At 50.2% G+C, this 17,939-nt stretch carries 18 protein-coding genes; 11 read left to right on the top strand and 7 right to left on the bottom strand.

Features of this window, described 5'->3' with window-relative positions:
• Nucleotides 1–2: 2 nt before the first annotated feature.
• The 3 genes from BDT_RS02285 to BDT_RS02275 are packed head-to-tail and all read left to right on the top strand — an operon-like array spanning nucleotide 3 to nucleotide 1,734.
• Nucleotides 3–830: a pyrroline-5-carboxylate reductase family protein gene (locus BDT_RS02285; protein WP_015089647.1), complete on the top strand. Its 828-nt coding sequence runs from the start codon at nucleotides 3–5 to the stop codon at nucleotides 828–830.
• Between the two features lie 59 nt (nucleotides 831–889).
• Nucleotides 890–1,426 (top strand): DivIVA domain-containing protein, encoded by a 537-nt coding sequence (locus BDT_RS02280; protein WP_015089646.1) that lies wholly within the window; start codon nucleotides 890–892, stop codon nucleotides 1,424–1,426.
• 17 nt (nucleotides 1,427–1,443) lie between these two features.
• Nucleotides 1,444–1,734 carry a DUF167 domain-containing protein gene (locus BDT_RS02275; protein WP_041576881.1) on the top strand — a complete coding sequence of 97 codons (291 nt, stop codon included), beginning with the start codon at nucleotides 1,444–1,446 and terminating at the stop codon, nucleotides 1,732–1,734.
• Here BDT_RS02275 and BDT_RS02270 read toward each other — a convergent pair.
• Nucleotides 1,731–2,879 (bottom strand): hypothetical protein, encoded by a 1,149-nt coding sequence (locus tag BDT_RS02270; RefSeq protein WP_148278672.1) that lies wholly within the window; start codon nucleotides 2,877–2,879, stop codon nucleotides 1,731–1,733. The genes BDT_RS02275 and BDT_RS02270 overlap by 4 nt on opposite strands.
• Before the next feature lie 29 nt (nucleotides 2,880–2,908).
• On the opposite strand from BDT_RS02270, the gene BDT_RS02265 reads away from it, so the two are divergent.
• The 4 genes from BDT_RS02265 to BDT_RS02250 all read left to right on the top strand — a co-directional run bounded on the left by BDT_RS02265 (nucleotide 2,909) and on the right by BDT_RS02250 (nucleotide 8,513).
• A complete protein-coding gene (locus tag BDT_RS02265) occupies nucleotides 2,909–4,126 on the top strand; it encodes a tetracycline resistance MFS efflux pump (RefSeq protein ID WP_015089643.1) in 1,218 nt (405 codons plus the stop codon).
• 3 nt (nucleotides 4,127–4,129) lie between these two features.
• Nucleotides 4,130–4,465 carry a rhodanese-like domain-containing protein gene (locus BDT_RS02260; RefSeq protein ID WP_015089642.1) on the top strand — a complete coding sequence of 112 codons (336 nt, stop codon included), beginning with the start codon at nucleotides 4,130–4,132 and terminating at the stop codon, nucleotides 4,463–4,465.
• A gap of 104 nt (nucleotides 4,466–4,569) precedes the next feature.
• Nucleotides 4,570–5,619: a porin gene (locus tag BDT_RS02255; RefSeq protein ID WP_015089641.1), complete on the top strand. Its 1,050-nt coding sequence runs from the start codon at nucleotides 4,570–4,572 to the stop codon at nucleotides 5,617–5,619.
• Nucleotides 5,620–5,834: 215 nt separating this feature from the next.
• Nucleotides 5,835–8,513, top strand: a complete 2,679-nt coding sequence (locus BDT_RS02250; protein WP_015089640.1) for a valine--tRNA ligase — start codon at nucleotides 5,835–5,837, stop codon at nucleotides 8,511–8,513.
• A gap of 59 nt (nucleotides 8,514–8,572) precedes the next feature.
• Here the strand turns inward: BDT_RS02250 and BDT_RS02245 are convergent, their stop codons facing one another.
• The 6 genes from BDT_RS02245 to tsaA all read right to left on the bottom strand — a co-directional run bounded on the left by BDT_RS02245 (nucleotide 8,573) and on the right by tsaA (nucleotide 12,897).
• Nucleotides 8,573–9,142 carry a hypothetical protein gene (locus tag BDT_RS02245; protein ID WP_015089639.1) on the bottom strand — a complete coding sequence of 190 codons (570 nt, stop codon included), beginning with the start codon at nucleotides 9,140–9,142 and terminating at the stop codon, nucleotides 8,573–8,575.
• A 118-nt stretch (nucleotides 9,143–9,260) separates the two neighbouring features.
• Complete coding sequence (locus BDT_RS02240; RefSeq protein WP_015089638.1) at nucleotides 9,261–9,689, bottom strand: VOC family protein; 429 nt, start codon at nucleotides 9,687–9,689, stop codon at nucleotides 9,261–9,263.
• Between the two features lie 69 nt (nucleotides 9,690–9,758).
• Nucleotides 9,759–10,529, bottom strand: a complete 771-nt coding sequence (locus BDT_RS02235; protein WP_015089637.1) for a hypothetical protein — start codon at nucleotides 10,527–10,529, stop codon at nucleotides 9,759–9,761.
• Nucleotides 10,530–10,536: 7 nt separating this feature from the next.
• A complete protein-coding gene (locus BDT_RS02230) occupies nucleotides 10,537–11,016 on the bottom strand; it encodes a hypothetical protein (RefSeq protein ID WP_148278670.1) in 480 nt (159 codons plus the stop codon).
• Between the two features lie 125 nt (nucleotides 11,017–11,141).
• Nucleotides 11,142–12,125, bottom strand: a complete 984-nt coding sequence (locus BDT_RS02225; RefSeq protein ID WP_015089635.1) for an isopenicillin N synthase family dioxygenase — start codon at nucleotides 12,123–12,125, stop codon at nucleotides 11,142–11,144.
• Nucleotides 12,126–12,189: 64 nt separating this feature from the next.
• A complete protein-coding gene (gene tsaA / locus BDT_RS02220; protein WP_041576878.1) occupies nucleotides 12,190–12,897 on the bottom strand; it encodes a tRNA (N6-threonylcarbamoyladenosine(37)-N6)-methyltransferase TrmO in 708 nt (235 codons plus the stop codon).
• 128 nt (nucleotides 12,898–13,025) lie between these two features.
• Here tsaA and BDT_RS02215 point away from each other — a divergent pair, with 128 nt between their 5' ends.
• The 4 genes from BDT_RS02215 to BDT_RS02200 all read left to right on the top strand — a co-directional run bounded on the left by BDT_RS02215 (nucleotide 13,026) and on the right by BDT_RS02200 (nucleotide 17,897).
• Nucleotides 13,026–13,421, top strand: coding sequence for a hypothetical protein (locus tag BDT_RS02215; protein WP_015089633.1), 396 nt, complete (start codon nucleotides 13,026–13,028; stop codon nucleotides 13,419–13,421).
• A 205-nt stretch (nucleotides 13,422–13,626) separates the two neighbouring features.
• The gene (locus BDT_RS02210; RefSeq protein WP_015089632.1) at nucleotides 13,627–15,207 is read left to right on the top strand and encodes a S8 family serine peptidase; all 1,581 of its coding nucleotides are present in this window, start codon (nucleotides 13,627–13,629) and stop codon (nucleotides 15,205–15,207) included.
• A 90-nt stretch (nucleotides 15,208–15,297) separates the two neighbouring features.
• A complete protein-coding gene (locus tag BDT_RS02205) occupies nucleotides 15,298–17,304 on the top strand; it encodes a protein-disulfide reductase DsbD family protein (protein WP_051026256.1) in 2,007 nt (668 codons plus the stop codon).
• Nucleotides 17,301–17,897, top strand: a complete 597-nt coding sequence (locus BDT_RS02200) for a redoxin domain-containing protein (protein ID WP_015089630.1) — start codon at nucleotides 17,301–17,303, stop codon at nucleotides 17,895–17,897. Before BDT_RS02205 ends, BDT_RS02200 begins: the two co-directional genes overlap by 4 nt.
• The last annotated feature ends 42 nt before the right edge of the window (nucleotides 17,898–17,939 follow it).

The raw sequence follows: 17,939 nt of genomic DNA, 5'->3' as shown, positions 1-17,939 counted from the left end.
ATATGAATCCCTTGTTGAAATCGCAAAAAATCGGCTTTCTGGGTGCAGGGAATATGGCGCAAGCCATGATCAAAGGTCTCATCGAAGGAGGCTTTCCTGCCAAAAACATCTTCGCTTCCAACCGCTCCGAAGGAAAACTTCACAAACTTGCTGAGACATTCAAAATAAACCCTGTCTTCAGCAATGATGAACTGGTCGACACCTGCGACATCATCATCCTGGCGATCAAACCCCAGGATCTGTTATTGGCGCTGGAACCAGTCACCCGCAGCTTTGACGAACACAAAATCGTCATCAGTGTTGCTGCTGGCATCCGCATGGAAAAACTGGAACGTTACATTCAGGGGGCCCGCCTTGCGCGCGTGATGCCCAACACCCCGTCCCTGATCGGCCGCGGAGTCATCGGTTATCTTTTGAACGATGACGATGACGGGGGACTTGATGCCACCGTCGAAGATTTGTTCGCACCTCTGGGTCGCGTGATTCAGGTTCACGACGAGGATCAGTTTGAAGCTTTGATGGTTTCCTGCTCCAGCGGCACCGGATTTGTCTTTGAAATGATGATGTACTGGCAGGACTGGATCGAAGAGCACGGCTTTTCGGTCGAAGAGGCCCGCATGATGACCATTGAAACTTTTGTTGGCGCTTCTTTGCTGGCAGCACAAGCCCGCGAAGGGGTTGAAGACCTGCAGGCCCGAGTCACTTCCAAAAAAGGTGTCACTGCGGCTGGACTTCAGTCCATGAGAGAGCTTGAGATTGAACGCGCTCTTCGCATCAGCTTTGAGAAAGCGGCGATGAGAAACAAAGAAATGGCCCGGGAAATCAAATAACCTTGCCCAGGCACAGACTCGGCCTTTATCCTTAATCATATTGTTCAAGGAGGAACAAAATGAGAATTACTCCTATCGATATCGCTCACAAATCTTTTGGTAAAAAGATGATGGGTCTTGATGCTGACGAGGTTATGGATTTCCTTCAGCAAATCGCTGCCCAGATGGAGTCCTTGATTCAGGAAAGAAACACCCTGAAAGAAGCCATTCGCGAAAAAGAACTTTCTTTGATGGAATACAAAGAGCGCGATCAGGTTTTGAAAGAGACTATCGCCACTGCAACTCAGATGGCAGACCGCCTTCGTCAGGATGCAGACCGTGAAGCGAAATTGATCATCGCCGATGCTCAGCAAAAGGCCGAAATCATCACTCGTGATTCCCGCGACTCTTTGAAGAAAATGTACCAGGAAGTGACTGAACTGAAGCGCGCACGCATGCAGTTTGAAGCCAACCTGAAAGCTTTGGCACAGGCGCATCTGTCTTTGCTGGAACAAGGTGAAAAGTACATGCCACAGGCTCAGCTTCCAAATCACAATATCGTGAATGGAAATGGCGCAGGCCGTTCTCCAAACGTGTCCCCTCTTTCTGCTGAATAATCAGTACAAAGATCTTCATGATTGAAGCAACAAAAGGTGGAGCTCGACTCCACCTTTTTATTCAGCCCAAGTCCTCCAGGAACGAAGTTGTGGGTCCCCACAACGGCGAAATCAAAATCAAACTGACCGCCCCGCCTGTCGACGGAAAAGCCAACGAATGCCTGATCGAATTTCTTTCGGATTTGTTCGATATTCCCAAGCGTGATGTGCATTTGATCAAAGGTGAAACCGGGCGCCACAAAGTGGTGGAGCTGACAGGCCTGGACGCGGAAAAAATAAGGGAAGCCCTCAGGCTTCCCAAAAACTAACGACGTTTCTTTTTGTTGGTTTTCAGCTCGATCTGGAATTCCGTATCATCCAGCTGCTGTTGCAAGCCATCATCCACTGGCGGTCGCTTCTTCGGCTGCGTGGGACGGGCTTTGAACAGATTCTGATCCACACCGTCACCCGTCTGTTCTTTGAAGCGACGGACTTTCTTTTCAGAACTCAGATCGCTTTCTTCATACATATTGGAGCGATAGTTCGGCACCGGATTTTCAACCGGCGCAACATATTCAGGTTCTGAATAGCCCTCACTCATATCAAAGCTGTAGCGAATGAATCCGCCCACATGGAATCCCGCCGCCGAGTTAGAACCAGTCAGGGTCATACCCCCGTTGGCCTGCACACTCAGCTTCGGACTGATCAGCCAGGTTGCATACAGCTGGCTGTCCATCAGGTTTGGCTTCACAGAATAGAACTTCATGGATCCGGCATTGACGCTGTTTATGTAGGAAGTCCGCAAAGCTTCAGTCACATCGGTTGTGTCATCAGAAACACTTTGATAGCCGAAAAGCTCGGCCCCCAAACGCAGGCGCTGCAGTTTCATCTGCGCCCCCACGCCCCAAGGCATCAGGAATGAACGACCGCTGCCGCGATAGTTGAAACCCAGCCAGCCATAGCCCCGCATGGTTCCGAAATCTTTCTGTGCAATCAAACGGGAGCGAACCTCAAAAACCCCTTCAGAATTCAATACGGTATCCGAAGCAGGGTTGACCTCTTCAAAAGGCATGACCGCGATGACTTCCGGAATCAGCTGAAACGCATCGGAATACATCAGGAAATCAAAACCTACAGCCGCTTCGCTGATCGAGCTGTTGGAACGGCTTGCGACCGAGTCCTTGCTTTCGGCATTACTGATCGTTCCCCAGCCCAAAATCGACCAGTTTCTTTTCGGAACATAGCGAGTCCCAAAAGAAGTATCGATCAATGAGTAACTGTTGCCGCTTACCAGGCTCTGACTGCCGCCCCCTGAAGCCGGATAATTGGCCTCAGAATAGAAATAGTTGGCATTCACCTCGAAATCCCAGTGATCCCGGCGAAATTCCTTGTAGTTATCCACAGCCAGAGCTGGCAATGAGATCGAAAAAATAGACAGAGCGACACACGCCCAACGCGGAAGATTATTTGCCATTTTCATAACTTCCTAATATTAACAACCCTATGACTGCGACATCAAACAAATCACAGCTGGCCATCATCTTTTTCACTGTTTTCCTGTATTTAGTGGGCTTTGGTGTGGTTATCCCAATCCTCCCCATCCTAAGTCGCAACTTCGGCGCCACGGCGCTTGAAACAGGCTTGCTGCTTTCAGTTTATTCCCTGATGCAATTCCTGTTTGCTCCGTTCTGGGGCCGCCTCAGCGATCGCCTGGGTCGTCGCCCGATTCTGCTGTTCTGCTTGGTCGGCGAAACTCTGTCTTACATCATGTTTGCCTGGGCAAGGTCCTTAGAATGGCTTTTTGTTGCACGCATCCTTGCGGGCTTCTTTGGCGCCAGCCTTTCCACCGCATCGGCTTACATTTCAGACATCACCCCAAAACATGAGCGCTCCAAAGGCATGGCTCTGATCGGTGCCGCATTTGGTTTGGGCTTTGTTGTCGGCCCGGCTTTGGGTGGCGGTTTAGCAGTGTGGGGTCACCACATCAATCCAGCCCCGCACTTTGACACTTCGTTTGCCTCTTACTGGGTGGCGGCTTTGTGCTTTGCGAACTTCCTGTTCGGCTTGAAGTTCCTGAAAGAATCCCTGAGCGAAAAAAGCGAATCTGCCGCCAAGAAAAGACGTTTCTCGGTCATGTGGCAGTATCTGAACAAAAAAACAGTCGGTGCCCTGGTGACCGTGTTCATGCTTTCGTCACTGGCCATGTCCTCGATGGAAGCGACTTTGATTTTGTTCATGGGTGAAAAGTATCAGTGGGATGTGAAACAGGTTAGTTTCGGTTTTGCATACATTGGTGTGATCATCATCTTCACCCAAGGCTTCCTGGTCCGTCGTCTGTTGCCAAAATGGGGCGAGCGCAAGGTTCTGCGTCTGGGTATTTTGCTTTTTGCCCTGGGGCTGACCGGCATTGCCGTGGTGGATTCCATCACCGGTATGGCGATCACCATGACTTTGTTATCACTGGGTAATGGCCTGACCAACCCATCAATCATGGGAAGCGTCAGTTTGCTTTCAGACTCCAACGAACAAGGAGCCGCAATGGGTGTCACTCAAAGCATGGCCTCCCTGGGGCGCATCATCGGCCCCGCACTGGGTGGCGCACTTTACGGAGCCGTGGCGATCACCGCTCCATTCTGGGCATCAGGTCTGATGGCGTTCCTTGGACTTGCCATCGTCCTTATCATTTACAAATTCATCCCGGAACACGGGCGCGTAGGATAAATCATGGACTTTAATTCAATCGGTTATTTTCAATTCGACAATCTGATTCAAACCCGCACGCCTTTTTTACTGGTTATACTGGACAATGTGGATCTGAATGACTGGTACAAAAGCGTGACCAAAATGCATTTGGACAACATCAGTTTGCCATCCACCCCCGAGGGGGCGTTGGAGGCGGTAAAAGGAAAAAGTCTGCCTCCGCACTTTGCCGTCGTGGTTCTGGATCGTGATGAAAAGTCAGCGCCGCAGGTTGCGGCCATGTTGGAACAAGCCGGATTCATCAATAGTTTCTATGTTAAAGGTGGTCTTGAAGGCCTCTTGAAAGAACGCCAACAATAATTTGACACAGAACCAACACAAAATTTTAAAGCATTGTTGTTGAAGGCAAGACTTTATACCATACTGGCTACATCAAAACTTAGAACTTTAAACAAGGAAGTAACATGAAAAAGTTTTTGATTGCAGCTCTTGCTACAACAACGATGACTTCTGCAGCTCAGGCCGGAACTTTGAATTTGGACCTGCGTGCAGACTACAACTCAACCTCTTACGATGAATCCCCTTTGCAGGATTTCTCCAAGTTCTACTTCAAGACGGGTCGCTTGGATTATCAAGGCAAAGCTACGGAAGATCTTTCCTTCCGCGTTCGTCTTGCATTCAACAAGAGTGCAACCCAGCTTGCCACCGACAGCGCACAAACTGCGGTTGAGTATGCTTTCCTGACTCACAAAATGTCTGAAATGTTCGCTTTGTCCGTTGGTCGCTTCAACACTGAATTCGGTGGCTTCGAAGGCGCTACGAGCGGTGCGGATTTGTACCTGACTTCCCAATTCTACACAATGTCCGGCCCTGCTGGTGCTCTTGCTGGCGACAACTTCGGCACAGCGAATCTGTTGTACATGACTGGTGTTAAAGGAACTTTGACCTTTGGCGATCAGAATGTGTACATCATGGCGACCAACGAAAAAGCTGATGAAGGTGCTGCGGGAGCTGCATTCGACCAAAACACTTCCATGATGGGTATCGTGTGGAGAGGTGGCTGGATGGAAAAAGCCCTGATGACAAACCTTTCTTACCACACCATGAACGGCGTTGCGAGCGGCGACAAAAACCAGTTCATGACTGCGGGTGTGATGTGGAATGCAAAACCAATGATGTTCTCTTTGGACTATTTGATGTCTGAGAACAAACTGGATGCTGGCGACAAAGACACTGTGACTTCCATCGTGGCGAAATTCGCTTACACTGGCATGGAACAATGGACTCCACGTTTGGAATTCCAGACTTCTGAAGAAAAGCGCGAAATTGGCGTTGAAGAAACCAACAAATTCATCGGTTACGGTGTAGTTGTTGAGTACAAACCGTACACTGACACGAACTTCCGCTATCACCTTTCCTACAACAACGTGAAAGAAGAGCCAGAAACTGGCGACGACATCACAAGCCAGGAAATCGTTCTAGGTGCCCGCTTGATGGCGGACTTCCTAAAATAAGGAAAATAAGCACTGTTCACACAGACTTAGATCAAGGGAGGCCCCAAGCCTCCCTTTTTTATTTCGCACCGCTCCCCACCCCAGCACCTTCCCTCGTCTATTTTCACCTGAACTTCTGCCGATTTGGCCTATCCCAAAGTGCTTGAATTTGTTAGCCTCTAGGGGTTAAAAACTTAAGAATTTCATATCCTTAAAACCTTTAGAGGTCGTTGAAAATGTCAGAACAGTTATCAGATCGTTATAATCCCACAGATGTTGAATCGCGCACGTATGAATGGTGGGAAAAGAACGGGTACTTCAAAGCCCAGGATCAATCCACAAAACCTCCATTCTCCATCATCCTTCCGCCTCCGAACGTCACGGGTTTCCTGCACATGGGTCACGCTCTGGATCACACAATCCAGGACATGATGATCCGCTGGAAAAGAATGAACGGCTACAACACCATGTGGCTGCCGGGAACAGATCACGCCGGTATCGCCACTCAATCCGTGGTAGAGCGTGAATTGAAAAAAGACGGTGTCACTCGTCACGATCTGGGTCGTGAAAAATTCGTGGAAAAAGTTTGGGACTGGAAACACCAGTACGGAAACCGCATCTATGGACAAATGCGCCGCCTGGGTGATTCCTGTGACTGGGATCGCGCCGTGTTCACTTTGGACGAAGGTGTTTCCAAAGCTGTTCGCAAGGTGTTCGTATCCCTTCACAAAAAAGGCCTGATCTATCGTGGTCAGCGTCTGGTGAACTGGTCAGGTCCTTTGGAAACAGCGATTTCCGACCTGGAAGTCGAACACAAGCAGATCAAGGGTTCTTTGTATCACGTGAAGTACCCACTGGAAGACGGTTCCGGCTTCCTGATTGTGGCGACGACTCGTCCAGAAACCATGCTGGGTGACTCTGCAGTGTGTGTGCATCCTGAAGATGAACGCTACAAACACCTGATTGGCCAAAACGTTCTGCTGCCTTTGACCAACAGAAAAATCAAGATCATTGCTGACACATACGTGGACAAGGAATTCGGTTCTGGCGTGGTGAAAATCACTCCGGCGCATGACTTCAATGACTACAAGATCGGGAAAACCCACAATCTTGAGTTCATTAACATCCTGACGAAAAAAGCCGAAATCAACGAAAACGGCGGCGCTTATGCCGGCTTGAAAGTTCAAGAAGCACGCAAGCGCATCCTTGAAGACCTGAAAGCCCAGGACCTTCTGGAAAAAGAAGAACCCCACGTTCACTCCGTAGGTCACTGCTCGCGTTCGGGTGCGGTGGTAGAACCGTTCCTTTCTGAACAATGGTTCGTGAAAATGGAAGCTTTGGCAGTTCCGGCAAAACGTGTTGCTGAAAACGGTACGATCCGCTTTGAACCGGAATCCTGGACAAAAGTTTACCTGCACTGGCTGAACAACATCGAAGACTGGTGTATTTCCCGTCAATTGTGGTGGGGTCACCGTATTCCAGTTTGGTACTGTGAAGACTGCAACCATCAGACAGTGGCTGAAGCAGATGTTACCGCCTGTGAAAAGTGCGGCAGCACAAAACTTCACCAGGACGATGACGTTCTGGATACATGGTTCAGTTCTGCTTTGTGGCCGTTCTCAACAATGGGCTGGCCGAATGAATCTGAAACACTGAAAACATTCTACCCAACCAGCTATCTGGTGACTGGTCACGATATCATCTTCTTCTGGGTGGCTCGTATGATCATGATGGGTCTTGAGTTCCAAAGAGACGTTCCATTCCGCACGGTCTACATCCACGGTCTGGTACGTGATTCTCAAGGGCGCAAGATGTCCAAGTCTTTGGGTAACTCCATTGACCCGGTTGAAATGATTGAAAAACACGGTGCCGATGCTTTGCGCTTCACCTTTGCGGCGCACCTGTATTCAGGCAAAGACTTCAAGTTCAGCGAACAGCGTCTTGAAGGCTACCGTAACTTCATGAACAAAGTGTGGAATGCGGCTCGTTTCGCGCTTTCCAATCTGTCTGATTTCAAGGCTCCGGCTGAAGGCGTGAAAGCTTTGCCGAATAAAGCCCACATCAGCGTCTTTGACCAATGGATCATCTCCAAACTTGAGGAAGTGACCAAAACTGTTGAAGAAGCGATGGAACAGGACCGATTCTCTGATGCATCCACAGCTCTGTACCAGTTTATCTGGAATCAGTTCTGTGACTGGTACATCGAGTTCACCAAACCGATTCTGAACGGCAACAACGCAGAAGAAAAAGCCGCAACTCAGCTGGTGATCGCTCAGGTTCTGAACCGTATCATGCGCCTGCTGCACCCGTTTGCTCCGTTTATCTCTGAAGAGATTTACCAGAAGCTTCCGATCAAAGGCGCCGCATGTATCGTGGATCAGTATCCGAACACCCGTAACGACAAAGAATTCCTCAGCCTAGGTTCTGCCCAAGCCGCTTTGGAAATCGACATCGTGAAGGAAGTGATCACCGCGATCCGCAATATCCGTGGTGAAAACCGCATCAGCCCGGCTGTCAAATTGAACGTGCGCCTGGGTGTGACCAACGATCAAACGCAAAAGATCCTTGGCAACAACCGCACGGCTTTGATGACCATGGGTCGTCTGGAAAACATGGAAATCGGACCTGAAGGCGACATGATGAAATGTGCCGTGGCTCCGGTGGTGGTGAAAGACGCCAGCGTGAAAGTGATCATCCCGCTTGAAGGCCTGGTGGACTTCGACGAGGAAGTAAAACGTATCAACAAGTCCATTGAAAAACTGACTCGCGATATCGGCATGCTTTCCGGCAAGCTTTCCAATGAAAAGTTTGTCGCCAACGCAGATGAAGAAGTTGTCGCCGCCGACCGTGTCTTGCTGGCACAGTCCAAGGTTCAGCTGGATTCATTGCGTGATGCTTTGACCCGCTTCCAGTAATCTGAAAAATCAAAAGCCTCCGTGCCACAAATCACGGAGGCTTTTTTTATGCTCGAAATTCAGTAACCCGAGCGATGGCGCGGATGACGACGAGGGCGGCGCAAAGGCCGTTCTTCCCGGCTGTCGAAATCAATATCATCACTGCCATACCGATAATCAAAATGACGGTCATAGTGCCGGTCCAGCTCGGGATGGCGCGCCTCATAAGAATGACGATAGCCATTGCGAATGCGCTCAGCTTCATACGAATCCCGCGGCGTCCAGTCGGACTGGCCATAAGCTCTTTCATCGGGATGTCTTTCGCGATGAGGTTCATAATCACGATAGTCCATCTCGGTGCCGCGCTCATAGTCACGATTCATCGCAAAGTCGCGATTGTCATAGTTATCCCGGCGACGCAGGCGATACTCACGCTCGTCGCGGTACTCTCGGCTGTCACCACGACTGCGGCTGCGATAATCCACATAATCATCCGGCACCTGGGCTTCGCGACGATAGCGGCCGCGTTCGTCAGAAGACTGAGGTGGCGGCTGATAGCGGTCGTATTCATCAATAAACTCGCTATAGTCAGGCTCGCGCTCGGGACGCCGACGGTACTCATCCTGATCTCTGTGTCGATTTCTTTCCATGAAATCCTCCTTGGGGTGAACGACTTATTTTAAGGGCCGCCGAAGTCACCCTCAAGAAAGCAAAAGGCCCTTTGCCAAAGCAAAGAGCCTTTCATGCATTTCAACATGTTACTGTCAGTTAGAAGGTGATCTTCACCGAATCTGCCGACTTTTTCGCCGGACCATGGAAGACGGCTTCGATGTTGTTTCCATCCGGATCCAGCACAAAGGCTGCAAAATATCCCGGATGATAAGGACGCTCTCCGGGAGCTCCGTTATCCTGACCACCGGACTTCAACGCGACTTCATAAAACTTTTTTACCATGTCGCGGTCTTTGGCCTGAAATGCCAGATGAGTTCTGCCGGTCAACTTGCCTGCGCTGGCCGGACTGTCCGTCGAAGAAATAAACAGTTCATCACACCAGAAAAATCCGGGCCCCTCGCCGCCCATGGGAACACCCAGGGTTTCAAAAACCGCCGAATAAAACTTTTTGGTCTTTTCCAAATCCTGAACCACCAGTTGCAGGTGATCAATCAAACGTCCACGGTGCAATTCATTTGTTTCCATGATTCCTCCTGAAGAAATTTATAACCAGTTTAATCCCACCAACAGCAGGTATATCTTTACCGTAATTGGCTACTTGCACTGACACTGGAAGGTCGCGGACTTGTCGGCCCCCGTGCAGCGGAAGACCGCCCCATCATGAGCCAGCTCAAAGGAAAAGATCTTTCCGTTTCTTTCCACCAGCAAAAGATCATCCCCATTGGAATAGAAAATCTTACGGGAAATAGAGCGACCCACCACTTCCCCGTCTGCCTCAAGGCTTGCCACCAGGGTGTCGGATGGATTGGCCATCTGTTCTTTGGACAAAGAAATCTCTTTCTGTGCCCCGCCCGCATCAAAGGAATAATATTTCAGCGTGCGAGAAGACTCCATTTCAATACTGGGAGCATTTTCTATATAAATACGGCGCATTTCACCGGACTTCGTGCGCAGATCCGTCGCGACCCATTCTTCCGACTGCGTGACCACGTCACCCAAATCCGGATTGATCACCTGATTGAAAGTTTCAAAGTTGATTTCAACATTGGGATCCAGAGCGTTCATCTGCATGTTCAGACAAACCGCCATCTCTTTTAATTTTTGCTGGTAAGCTGCGAACTTGGCAGGATCTTCCATTTCCGTCGGCAAAAAGCCCGTCGCCGCTGGAGCCGCCGCCACATCCACCGGAGGAGGTTCGGCCTTTGACGAAACTGTCGCCGTTTGTTCCGGCTGAGCCGGAACACCCATGGCTTCAGAATCAGTCCCGGCATTATCTGGAGGCGCTGACTGATAGAAATGACAGAAAGAGACAATTAAAAGAACGGCAACAACAAGGGATAGAATCAAGGCTGATTTCTTGCTCATCCCTTATTTATCGACTGATATCAACAGCGACGTCAATGGGTACAAACTGCGGCAGGGAAATTCCTTTAAAGTTAAAGCGAACCTGCATGATATCAAATTTTCTGGCCACGTCTTCGCACCCCGGGCCCTTCATGCCGACATACATCAGATAATTCGGCAAACCAGGCTCGTATTCCAAATACCACTGATTCACTTCGCAGTACCCCCGCACGGACGAGCCACGGTTGGTTTCAAAATCAACCTCACTGGCAGAGGCAAAAGAAATGGATTTGTTCACCAGGAATGCATCCGCCGTATTCAGCACCAGACCGATGCGCAACATCGCGGTTTCGCTGAGCGGATTCCAGATCGACGAATAGTCATAACCCTTGCCACCCAAAGGTTGAATGCGGAAGCTCATACGGTTGGCCTCCATGGATTCCATCGCCTGGCCATACGCCGACCACAGAACCGTCAGGACCATCACCACAAACATCAAATATCGCATGATTCCCCCTCATGTGAAATTCGCAGGTGACTTTGTTCTAGTGGCCCTCAGGGCTAAAACGCAAGAAAGGGATCCGTGTGGATCCCTTCCTTGAAGTCATTTCAACTGTGGTGACAAGTTTGGGCTTACTTCAGCAAGCCAATCTCGCGCAGTCGCTGCATCAAGAAATCCTGTCCAGTAATATCAGCGTACTTCGCGCCTGTCCCTTTACAAGATGGCAAGCAGCTTAGCATTGCATCCGGATGCGGGTGCATGAAGAACGGCATGGAATAACGGCTTTGATTTGTACCATCCTGTGGATTGATCACACGGTGTGTAGTGGATGGCAAAACGTCATTCGTCAGGCGAGCCAGCATATCACCCACGTCCACGATCAAAGTGTCTGGTTCAGAGTCGATATCCAACCAAGTGCCATCACGATCTTTCAATTGCAGACCGGAAGCGGTTGCAGCTGGAAGAATTGTAATGAAGTTGATGTCTTCGTGAGCCGCTGCGCGAACACAACGAGGATCAACACCTTCAGGGATTGGTGGGTAATGCAAAAGTCTTAGGATGGAGTTTCCATCTTTGGTCATTTTTGCGAAGAAGTCTTTTTCAACTTCCAAAGGCATCGTCAGTGCTTCCAGCATCACATCGCCCGCTTCTTCCAAAGCCGCAAACAACTTGGAGAAATGCGCCTGGAACTCTGGCAGTTCAGACGGCCATACGTTGGCTGGGTAAACCGCTTTCAGGGCGCTGCCCTCAGCAAGCTCACGACCCACGTGCCAGAACTCTTTCAAGTCCATCACTGGAGAATCTTTGGCGTGTTCCTGACCGAATGGAGTGTAACCGCGCTGGAAGCCGGCTTTTGGAGAAATATAGGATTTTTTAACTTCTGTCGGAAGTGCGTAGAAGTTCTTAAGGATGTCGTAAGCTTTGTGCAGATCTGCGGCTTGGACGTTGTGATCTTTAAGAATGATGAAGCCATATTCTTTCAGACCAGTGAAAAGTTTGTCGATGAACTCTGAGCGTTCACCGGCAGTCCCTTTGGTGTAACTTGCAAGGCTCAATGTTGGCACTTTGCGAAGAGTGCTGTTTTCAGAATGAGAAGCAGTTTCCAGTGTTCTCACGAATCCTCCCTTGTATTGGTTCATCCGGAGAGTAGCCTGCTGCGCAATTAAAAGGCAACTGCAACTAATTATGCATAAAAAGAATATCGAATACGCGCACCTGGGTGGGGCTTTCAAATTTGAAATGGACATCCACGTCGTACAGGCGAACCGCGTGAGAGCTTCTATAAGGGGAATCGCCCTCTTCAAAACCACGATAAACGACAGGACGCGGATCCTGCTTCAGGGTTTCTTCGATGACTTCACGCAAAGCTTTGTCAGGGTTTCGCACCTGCCACTCTTGTAAAAGTTGCTCGGCCTTGTCGTCAAAAGTCACCGTGATCGGGTTCTTGGCAATCTCTGCCGGCCAGCCAGTACGGGCATTGGGAATGGATTCCACTTCCGGCAAATAAGGTTTGATGTCCAGAATCGGAGTGCCATCCACCAGATCTGCTCCAGCGACCACGATGCCGTCTTTTTCCACGCGCACCAGTTCCACCAAAGACAGCCCGATCGGATTCGGACGATGCGGAGTGCGGGTCGCAAAAAGACCCATGCTTTCCCCACCCAAACGTGGCGGATGCACTTTCGCATGGAAGCGCGCCACTTTGTTTTGATGGAAGACCCAAATCAGCCACACATGACTGAAACCCTCAAGGCCCTGCAAAGATTCTTCAGGCTGAAGATCCGCGCGGATTTTCAGACGTGCTTCGGCCCGCTTAACAAGCCCAGGCTGTCGCGGCGTTCCAAATTTATCTTTAAAGCAAGACTCCAAGTAGCCAATAGGTTCCATATGCTAGCCCGTACCGCTCGCGGTCTTCCTGCGTCAAGGACTTTCGAATAACAAGGCTTTTTCAGATGACATGAGCCCCTGAAAGCATAAAACGAAGGCACATTTAACAGCCATTTTAGGAGGCATTGATGAAACACCTTATTTTGGTCGCAGCCCTTGTTTTGGGCACTGGCTCTGCGTTTGCGGGCGAGCTGGACAACGAATCTTCCGTAACCAATCAGTCCATGAACGGCACTGTGGTGATCCGTGTTGATAACCGCAACAACCAAACGGCGGTTCTGGCATCTGAACAAGCTGTGACCAGTGACGCTCAGGCGCAGGTTCTGGCACAAACCGGTTCCTTCGACCAGTCTGCACACGTTCGCAACGAACTTGATCAGGATGGTGGGGCTTCCAGCTGGTACTTCTACAGCGGTTACAACTACTACAGCTACGTCTACTGGTACGGGAACTGGTACACACCATGCTACACGTACAACTACGGGTACTATTCCTACTACTATTACTCTAATTACTACTGGTAGAAACTAACGGCGGCCTTCCGGGCCGCCCTTAGGAATGGGGATCTCCGCTTGCATCGACACGGGCTCCTGCCCTCGCCAGCCTGTCCGCCTTTGGCGGCCAACGCATCCGCTGGCTGGAGGTCGATTCCAGCGGAGATCCCCATTCCTAAGGGCTTAAGCAAGTCCTTGTTCTTGCACTTCGAAGAAAGTGATAGGAGTCATTTTTATGAAAATTTTCGTGTTTTGCGCTTTGATGCTTGGTCTGACAACAGTCAGCGTGGCGTCTCCATTCACTAATACGGATTCATTGAAAAATTCATTGGGGTTCACTCCCTACTATTCTTCGCAGAATCCTGGGCGCAAGTTGAAGGTTGCGGTTCTTGATAAAGGTTTCTTTGGGTATGAAAAAGAAATTGGGCGTACTTTGCCCGCGGGGACTCGTTATGTTGCCGGGCCGGTGGCTAATCCTGAAAATTTGAAGGTCGTGCATGGGTTGAAGATGGCGCAGATTCTGACGGCCATGATGACCAATGATATGCGGGCTTCGCAGTGGATGCCTGAGCTGACTTTGTATAATGCTTTTGGGTATTCCAATTTCAAAGCGGCTATTGATGATGTGATTGCCCGCCAATATGACCTGGTTCTTTATTCTGAAGTTTGGGAATACGGGGGCAATGGCGATGGGGGTGGCTTTATCAATGCAGAGGTCAACCGTGCGACTCGTGCGGGTGTGATCTGGGTGAATGCGGCTGGTAACTTTGCCTTGACCACTTACAATGGTCCGCTGACGACAGTTCAGGACAATTGGGTTTTGCTGCCGGATCAGAACAATGCTTTGGCTTTGCGCTGTCAGGCTGCGGCTGGGAAAAAATGTTCGGCTAAGATTGTTCTTTCCTGGAATGACTTCAAAGATGATGTTGAAGAAGGCACCACCAAGGATCTGGATCTGGCCCTTACTGATGACATGCTGAATGTAATTCAGAACAGTGCCTTAAAACAATCCGCCGACCGCAATGAAGGCCGACCGGGTTTTTCCAAATACCCGCGTGAAATCATCTCTGCTGAACTTTCTCCGGGGCTTTATTTCCTGCGTGTGAAAAACAGATCCAACAATTTCACCAACCGCGATCAATTGCGAATCACGGCTGATGGTGATGGTTTGGTGATGCCTTCCCATTCCCGCGGCGAAAGCATCTTGAATCCAGCTGACAACCCAACGGTAATTACGGTGGGAGCGAGTGATTCAGATCGTTCTTCGACTTCTTTCTTCAAGGACAAACCGGATTTGCTGGCGCCTTCTTCCATAAAGCTTTCTGATGGAACTGAATATCGTGGCAGCTCCAATTCGGCGGCGATTGTGGCTGCGGGTTTGGGAATTTTAAAATCCCGTGAACCTCGCATGACTCGCAAAGATTTACTGGATGCTGTCAGCTCCAAACACAACTGGGAACAGCGTGGTCTGTCTTTGAACTTGTTGGGCTTTGGTCCGACAGGTCCGAATTGCTTCCTTGATGTCTCTTTCAATCCAATTCCAGAACAAATCCGTGATGTCGTTGCTCGTGGTGGTGTGCCCGTGCAAACCACGGCGGCGATTCGTGTGATGGTTGCATTTGATCCCATCTTGCTTGCTCCACATCTGCAGCGTCAGCTTTTGAATGACATGATCGTGGCTTTGCCTCAGGGCGGATACGGCATCTTCAATCGCCGTGCGATGATTCCTCCGGGTGCGGTGGAAATCTTCCAGCGTCCGCTGGAAGCAGGTCTTTGCCGTCCGACTCCGGTCAACGGCAAAAACTTCCGTCTGTAATTGCTGTTCGTCACCATACGATGCAGGCCTAAGCACTTATGTTTTTAACTTCCCGGATTTTTTCCATATAATCCGGGAATGACATTTCTGATGAGCTTTCTTCTTTTGATCTGCATCGGAGTCTCCCCTGCATTTGCAGCGGGCTCTTCTTCGTTTAAATTCCCGCAAGGAACATTGGAACTGATCAGCTCGCACGCGGGCTGGAATCCTGCGCAGAAAAATTCACTGGGTCTGCATTTCAAAATGAATGAACACTGGCATATCTACTGGAAGAACTCCGGTGATTCTGGCGCCGCACCCAAGTGGAAGTGGACCGTTGAAAATGCCAAGATAACTGGCGAACAATGGCCCCTGCCTGAACGAATCAACATCGAGGGCCTGACCAATCTGGGCTATTCCCACGAAAGTCTTTTCATCTTTGACCTGGCCCCCCAGGATCCGGCAAAACCCATCAGCGTGGTTTTGAATCTGGAGTTCCTGATCTGCAAAGTCGAATGCATTCCCTACTTCACCGAACTTCGTAAAGAAATTCCTTTCGCCGCCCAAACCGGCCCGCCCGCGGCGATCTTTTCCACGTTCATTTATCCTGAAAACGCCCCCTCTTCTTTCCGCTGGTCCGTGGATGGTCGCACCGACCAGATCCTGAAAACCACCCTGTCCCTGCCAGCAGAGATTCAGCTTAAGAATCTCGAAGTTTTCCCCGAAGATGGCGAAACATTCAAAAGCAGCGTTCCCGCTCTGGAACCGCAAGGATCGCAGTATCTGATTCAACTGCCACTGCAGGACACTTCCAAAACAGATTTTGCCGGATCCCGTTTTTTACTGGTCACGGAAGACAGCGCAGGCAATAAAAAGGGCTATGAGATGGCCCTTGAAAAAGCCGCTCCCACGGCCTTGGCAGCCATTCTGATCTGGGCTTTGTTGGGTGGGTTCATTCTGAACTTTATGCCGTGTGTGTTCCCGGTTCTTTCCATCAAAGTCTTAAGCTTCCTGGGACCGGATCAGGACAAACAGAAGCTTCGCACCTCGGGTCTTTACTACACCATGGGTGTGATGTGTTCATTCCTTGCCTTGGGTGGACTGCTGCTGGCATTGCGTGCGGGTGGCGAGCAGATCGGCTGGGGTTTCCAGCTGCAGTCACCACTTATAGCCGCCGCAATTGCCTTGCTCTTCTTCTGGCTGGGACTGAATTTTTTGGGGACTTTTGAAATCGGTCAGTCCTTAAGTTACTTGGGGGCGAAGAAAACCTCGCAGTCATTGTGGGGTTCCTTCATGACCGGAGTGCTGGCGACGGTGGTGGCTACTCCGTGCACTGCCCCGTTCATGGGCGCCGCCCTGGGGGCCTCACTTGCCATGCCTGCCATGAACACGCTGATGGTGTTTGCAGGACTGGGATTGGGAATGGCTTTGCCGTTTTTGATTTTATCTTATGCACCCCAGGCCTTGAAGTTTCTGCCCAAGCCCGGAATGTGGATGCAAAAGCTGAAAGAGTTTTTGGCGTTCCCACTGTTCGCCACTGTGCTGTGGCTGATGTGGGTCCTTTCCCATCAGGTCGTCGTGGATTCACTATTGTATCTGCTGGGCGTCTTCCTGCTGGTTGCGCTGTGGATCTGGTTTGTTCACACCATTCGCCACGAAAAACTGCGCCAGCTGATGCTGCTTGCCGGTTTCGTTCTTTCCTTTGTCATTTTGTCGTTCCTGCCAAGGGATCCTGCCTCCGCATCCACGCCAAGCTCTGCCGCCGTGGATGTGTGGAAGCCCTTCAGCGTGGAACAAGTGCAAAAGGATGTGGACGAAGGCAAAGCCGTTTTCATCGACTTCACCGCAGCTTGGTGCATCACCTGTCAGGTGAATAAAAAGCTGGTCCTGCACACCACTGACATCCAAAAGGCCTTCACCGAAAACAACGTGCAGCTTTACAAAGCCGACTGGACTGACAAGGATCCGAAAATCACGGAAGCTCTGGCCCAGGATGGTCGCAATTCACTGCCTCTGTATGTCTATTACCAAGCAGGCAGCCGCAAGGCATTGCTGCTGCCTGAAATTTTAACCAAAAGTATCGTGCTCGAATTATTCAACAAGGAGAATGAACCATGAAAAAACTGATACTTGCACTGGCTTTGACCTTCACCGGAACCCTTGCATTTGCTGACGCAAAAATCGGCGCGCCAGCCCCGGACTTTTCTGTAACTGACGCCAACGGAAAGACCCACAAACTTTCCGACTATAAAGGAAAATACGTGGTGCTTGAGTGGTACAACAAAGACTGTCCGTATGTGCGTAAACACTATGACAGCAAAAATATGCAAAACATCCAGACTGAAATGACCGGCAAAGGCATCGTATGGCTGTCGGTGATCTCGTCTGCCAAGGGCAAACAAGGCTATATGCCAGCTGCTGATGTGGTTAAAAACGGAACCAAAGAATCCTCGAAAGCCACGGCCATCCTGGTCGATGAAAACGGTAAAATGGGCAAAGCCTACGGCGCAAAAACGACTCCGCACATGTACCTGATTGATCCACAGGGCGTGCTTCGCTACAACGGTGCGATTGACAGCAATGATTCTGCGGACCCGGCGACAATCGCTTCTTCTGAAAATTACATCATCCGTGCCGTGGCCAGTGCCGAAAAAGGCGAAAAGATCGCCAAAGAAACCAGCAAGCCTTATGGCTGCAGCGTGAAGTACTAAACACCTGCTCACTTACAATTTGAGACTGCCACCAAAACCCCG

Source organism: Bdellovibrio bacteriovorus str. Tiberius (assembly GCF_000317895.1).
GTDB lineage: Bacteria > Bdellovibrionota > Bdellovibrionia > Bdellovibrionales > Bdellovibrionaceae > Bdellovibrio > Bdellovibrio bacteriovorus_F.
Note: the sequence above shows the minus strand (reverse complement) of the source record. Positions and strands in the feature narration are given on the sequence as shown.

Bases quoted from the DNA above. Each gene is read 5' to 3' on its own strand.
- BDT_RS02280 (WP_015089646.1), top strand. From the start codon at position 890: ATGAGAATTACTCCTATCGATATCGCTCACAAATCTTTTGGTAAAAAG.
- BDT_RS02250 (WP_015089640.1), top strand. From the start codon at position 5,835: ATGTCAGAACAGTTATCAGATCGTTATAATCCCACAGATGTTGAATCG.
- BDT_RS02275 (WP_041576881.1), top strand. From the start codon at position 1,444: ATGATTGAAGCAACAAAAGGTGGAGCTCGACTCCACCTTTTTATTCAG.
- BDT_RS02210 (WP_015089632.1), top strand. From the start codon at position 13,627: ATGAAAATTTTCGTGTTTTGCGCTTTGATGCTTGGTCTGACAACAGTC.
- BDT_RS02200 (WP_015089630.1), top strand. From the start codon at position 17,301: ATGAAAAAACTGATACTTGCACTGGCTTTGACCTTCACCGGAACCCTT.
- tsaA (WP_041576878.1), bottom strand. From the start codon at position 12,897: ATGGAACCTATTGGCTACTTGGAGTCTTGCTTTAAAGATAAATTTGGA.
- BDT_RS02270 (WP_148278672.1), bottom strand. From the start codon at position 2,879: ATGGCAAATAATCTTCCGCGTTGGGCGTGTGTCGCTCTGTCTATTTTT.
- BDT_RS02240 (WP_015089638.1), bottom strand. From the start codon at position 9,689: ATGGAAACAAATGAATTGCACCGTGGACGTTTGATTGATCACCTGCAA.
- BDT_RS02255 (WP_015089641.1), top strand. From the start codon at position 4,570: ATGAAAAAGTTTTTGATTGCAGCTCTTGCTACAACAACGATGACTTCT.
- BDT_RS02230 (WP_148278670.1), bottom strand. From the start codon at position 11,016: ATGCGATATTTGATGTTTGTGGTGATGGTCCTGACGGTTCTGTGGTCG.
- BDT_RS02285 (WP_015089647.1), top strand. From the start codon at position 3: ATGAATCCCTTGTTGAAATCGCAAAAAATCGGCTTTCTGGGTGCAGGG.
- BDT_RS02265 (WP_015089643.1), top strand. From the start codon at position 2,909: ATGACTGCGACATCAAACAAATCACAGCTGGCCATCATCTTTTTCACT.
- BDT_RS02215 (WP_015089633.1), top strand. From the start codon at position 13,026: ATGAAACACCTTATTTTGGTCGCAGCCCTTGTTTTGGGCACTGGCTCT.
- BDT_RS02235 (WP_015089637.1), bottom strand. From the start codon at position 10,529: ATGAGCAAGAAATCAGCCTTGATTCTATCCCTTGTTGTTGCCGTTCTT.
- BDT_RS02245 (WP_015089639.1), bottom strand. From the start codon at position 9,142: ATGGAAAGAAATCGACACAGAGATCAGGATGAGTACCGTCGGCGTCCC.
- BDT_RS02205 (WP_051026256.1), top strand. From the start codon at position 15,298: ATGAGCTTTCTTCTTTTGATCTGCATCGGAGTCTCCCCTGCATTTGCA.
- BDT_RS02260 (WP_015089642.1), top strand. From the start codon at position 4,130: ATGGACTTTAATTCAATCGGTTATTTTCAATTCGACAATCTGATTCAA.